The sequence below is a fragment of the Flavobacterium sp. genome (assembly GCF_036515215.1).
Classification (GTDB): domain Bacteria; phylum Bacteroidota; class Bacteroidia; order Flavobacteriales; family Flavobacteriaceae; genus Flavobacterium.
Map to the genome: position 1 here is coordinate 1 of NZ_DATBVQ010000086.1, position 4,045 is coordinate 4,045.

Consider the following 4,045-nt stretch of genomic DNA (forward strand, 5'->3'; position numbering starts at 1 on the left):
AGACTATCCACAAAAAGGTCAATGAGCCTGATTTCGTTGTCTTGCGCGATGGCATCATCAATCGATGAGGCAAAAAGCGGGAGTTGGTTTCTGTTGGTTCCGTTGATGAATTTCATGCTTAAATGTAATAAAAATCAACGATTTATGCAAATTATTTGAAGGATTTTTAATACAAAATATCAACAGAAAAAAGAGGTTATTAGACAGTTTGACGTCCCGCGGCTTCGGGAGGTTGCGACGAATTTAAGACTTAATTCTCCAAGTACAAGACGACTTTTGAAAAAACGTAGTTTTTTCGGAAGTTGACCAAGCCCAGCAATCTCCCGAAACCGCTGTTGAACTAAACCTTCGGTAGCACCATTGTCGATTTTGATTATCTTACGAAGATAACTAAAATAGATAATTATGACTACAAAAAAAAGCATCCTGATGCGTTAAGAGAAAACAAGATTCTTAACCAAGCCAAGCGTGAAGTTCCAGGTTTTGAGGAACTTATTGATCGTTTTGAGCGCACCATCTCGGTTTTGGGTAGAAGCCAAAGCACATTTAAAAATTACTCCCGCCATGTAGCTTCGATTGCATTGTATTTTGGTAAAATTCCGACCGAATTGGATCCTGAGCAAGTTCACGACTATTTATTTTATCTTCAAAAGAAGTCTAAATCACCCTCGCAAGCGTATTTTAAACACTGTGTTTATGGACTTCGTTTTCTGCTTAAATCTGAAGGATTATCGTATGAATACTTGCGTTTGCCTTCGATAAAACACGAGAAAAAACTCCCTGTTGTACTGAGTAAACCTGAAGTTTGGGCGATGCTTCAAGGCGCAAAGTTACTCAAACACAAAATTCTTATTGGTTTGCTTTATGGTTGTGGACTTCGTTGTATGGAGGCACGTTCGTTGCGCTTACAAGATTTAGATTTCGATAGAAAACAACTCAAAGTAGTTCAAGGCAAAGGGAAGAAAGACCGCTACGTACCGCTTTCGATTCATTTGATTCGAGGATTAAAAAAATACATTGAGGTCGAAAAACCCCAAGATTACCTTTTCAATGGTCAGCCTGCCGGTCGTGGTGGAGGAGATTTTGATGGTCGGTATTCACAACGCGGAGTGCAATGGGCGGTGAAGCAAGTGGCTAAAGCAGTAGGTATTCAAAAAGAAGTTCATGTACATACATTACGTCACACCTATGCTACCCATTTGCTCGAAGATGGTATGGACATCATCACGCTCAAAGACCTTTTAGGACACCAAAACCTAGAGACCACCTTGGAATATTTACAAATTGCCCAACTAGAAAGCCAACAAAAATTTAGTCCGCTTGATACTCTTTTTGCACAATGCAGTCCAAGTTTGAAGTAGCTGATGTAGCTCGAAAGTTAGGAACAAGAATTGAAGATTTAGGTTTAAACAGTTGGCAATTGCGTACACTATCTGCCATAAGGAGGTGTAGAACTGCCGAATTAGGTGGACACATCGATGCTTGCGACGATTGCGGTATTATAAAAATCAGTTACAATTCTTGCAGGAATCGGCATTGTCCTAAATGTCAAGGCAAAAACAGAGAAGATTGGATTCAAGCCAGAACCGCTGAACTTTTACCTATTCCATATTTTCATGTAGTTTTTACTTTGCCCGATAGTATTAATTCTTTGGCTATACACCAACCAAAAATAGTGTATGACATCTTGTTTGAAGCGACTTGGGAAACGTTACAACAATTTGGTAAAACCAAAGAAATGCAAACGGGAATGATTGCCGTTTTGCACACTTGGGGACAGCAATTGAGTTTGCATCCGCACCTGCATTGTATTATTCCAGGTGGCGGAGTAGATAAAGACGGACAATGGAAAAATATTCGAGCAGACGGTAAGTTTCTGTTTCCTGTAAAAGCCTTATCGACCGTTTTTAGGGCAAAGTATTGTGGGAAACTCAAAGCTAAAACTCCAATACAGTACGAGCAAATACGTCAAGAATTATGGCGAAAACCTTGGGTCGTTTTTGCCAAAAAACCTTTTGGAAGCCCAAAGTCAGTGGTAGAATATTTGGGAAGATACACCCATAAAATTGCCATTAGTAATCATCGAATCAAAAACATTGATGGGCAGAATGTGACTTTTGATTACAAAGATTATCGAATGGCGGGAGTCAAAAAGCAAATGACACTTACGCATCAGGAGTTTATCAGGCGGTTTGCATTACATATTTTGCCCAAAGGCTTTGTAAAAATACGTCATTATGGCTTTTTGAGCAGTACTTGGAAGCGTCAAAAGTTGAAGATTTTACAGGAGAAACTTCAAGTGAAAGTATTGGAAAAAGCAGAAAAGAAGCCCCTATTGCTCAAATGTCCTTGCTGCAAAACAGGCAATTTACATCGAATAGCAGTTTTTGACCAGCGTGGCCCGCCTGCTTGGTATCTTGGCAGTAGCCAAAACTCTGTTGCCTGTAAAAGCTAATTTTACGGGTAAGGGAAGGTATGTGCTATTGTGAAAGAAAACACATTAAAACCACGTTAAAAACTGCTCCCAAAAAAAGAGGCGCAATAGCCTCTTGAAATTCTTCTCACTTGTTTATCGAAAACCCCATAAGGGATAGATGTAGAGCGGTTCCGTTCAACACGAGTTTCATTGTTCGTGCTACGCACGCAACGAAACTTTAGCTGTTAGCAGTGGTTTTTATTAACTCCAACTCATTCGAATTGTAACCTTACTTTTTTCGATGCTTACTTTTCCGCCAAGTGATTCATTTTCGCCTGGGTAAATTCCGTAAGTTTCGTTTACTCCTTTTACTTTTGGCTTATTATGTTTAAGTCTTTTACTATTCAGAATCCAATTTTCAATTTCCTTTTGGTCAGCGTTGAATTCAATAGTAAAAGTTCGGGTAAACATACTTCCTGATTTTTCAACGCTAAGATTTTCTACTTCTTTCGGCAGTTCCGCTAAACCGCCCCAATTTAATGTCGTTTTAATCGCTTCTGCTTTTTGCCAAGGAAAAACAATACTTGAGAAAAAGTTCAAATAGCCGAAAATCAAAAGAACGAAGAGTAGAGAAGCTAGTATTCTAATTGTCTTTTTCATTAACCAAAAATTTTCTTTTCTGATGCAAAATCACTGCTAACGTTATGCCACTTTGAGATGGCTGGAAATTCGTAACCGCTCAATTTTCGGATTAACGAAAGCTTGATGCGAAACGGTAATTCCACTAAATTCCAGCTAGCTCAAAATGGCTGTTGGGCGATGCATCTATTTTAGACTTTCTATTTCGGTATAGATTAGTTCCAAATTTCCACAAACAATTTCGCTTCTCCCATTTTCATTTTGCTCACCAGTATTTACTTGCCTTAATTCACCAGTTTTTTCATTTTTACTAATATGCCAAATTTGGTTATCAGAGAAAACAAATTCATAAGAATAATATCTTTCGTGGATACTTTTTGAAAATTTAATTTCTTCTGATTTTATCAGTTTTAGTTTTTTAGTTTTTATGTTTTGTTCGTAAAACTTAAATTCACTTTCATTTACAATTAATATTTTATCATTAATTGTATCGGTTGTTTTTTCAAATCCCCAATTTGAACCAGTTCTATTAAGTTTCCAAGTACCAATTAAGCTTTCTTTTAATTTTTGACGCGCAATTGGTCTTAATGAGTCAGACTTTTTGAGAGATATTTTTCCGAGTTCGTTTTTCGGATTTAATTCATTTACAAATTGAAAAACACCAGCAGCTCTAAAAACATCTGAATTTTTTAAATATTCATTTGCTTCTTCAAATCTCTTTTTTTGATATTCAGGTGATTTATAATCTTGTGACCAAGTATTAATAAAACAAATAAAAAATAAAATTATGGTAAATATTTTCTTCATTTTGTTCTGCTGTTTTTATGTTTCGCCCAACGTTAAAGCTACACGACGGCAAGCCTATGGACAAAGTTGATTCGGCTTGCTGGCTTGTAGCGATTGTTATATTCTCGGCTTTTTTTAATCACTAAATAAATTAATAAAATGGAAGCAGAAATGTATAAAGGATACAGAATTGAGCCTAATAAC

At 37.0% G+C, this 4,045-nt stretch carries 4 protein-coding genes; 2 read left to right on the forward strand and 2 right to left on the reverse strand.

Going from position 1 to position 4,045, the window contains the following annotated elements:
- Positions 1–494: 494 nt before the first annotated feature.
- Together VIH09_RS06135 and VIH09_RS06140 are read left to right on the forward strand one after the other, a co-directional pair.
- Entirely contained in the window at positions 495–1,361 is an 867-nt protein-coding gene (locus VIH09_RS06135; RefSeq protein ID WP_331578951.1) for a tyrosine-type recombinase/integrase, read from the forward strand.
- A complete protein-coding gene (locus VIH09_RS06140) occupies positions 1,340–2,455 on the forward strand; it encodes an IS91 family transposase (RefSeq protein ID WP_331578945.1) in 1,116 nt (371 codons plus the stop codon). The genes VIH09_RS06135 and VIH09_RS06140 overlap by 22 nt, the downstream gene beginning before the upstream one ends.
- A 222-nt stretch (positions 2,456–2,677) precedes the next feature.
- Here VIH09_RS06140 and VIH09_RS06145 read toward each other — a convergent pair whose 3' ends face one another.
- Positions 2,678–3,076 carry a hypothetical protein gene (locus tag VIH09_RS06145; protein WP_331578947.1) on the reverse strand — a complete coding sequence of 133 codons (399 nt, stop codon included), beginning with the start codon at positions 3,074–3,076 and terminating at the stop codon, positions 2,678–2,680.
- Between the two features lie 165 nt (positions 3,077–3,241).
- Positions 3,242–3,862: a hypothetical protein gene (locus VIH09_RS06150; RefSeq protein ID WP_331578949.1), complete on the reverse strand. Its 621-nt coding sequence runs from the start codon at positions 3,860–3,862 to the stop codon at positions 3,242–3,244.
- Positions 3,863–4,045 lie beyond the last annotated feature (183 nt).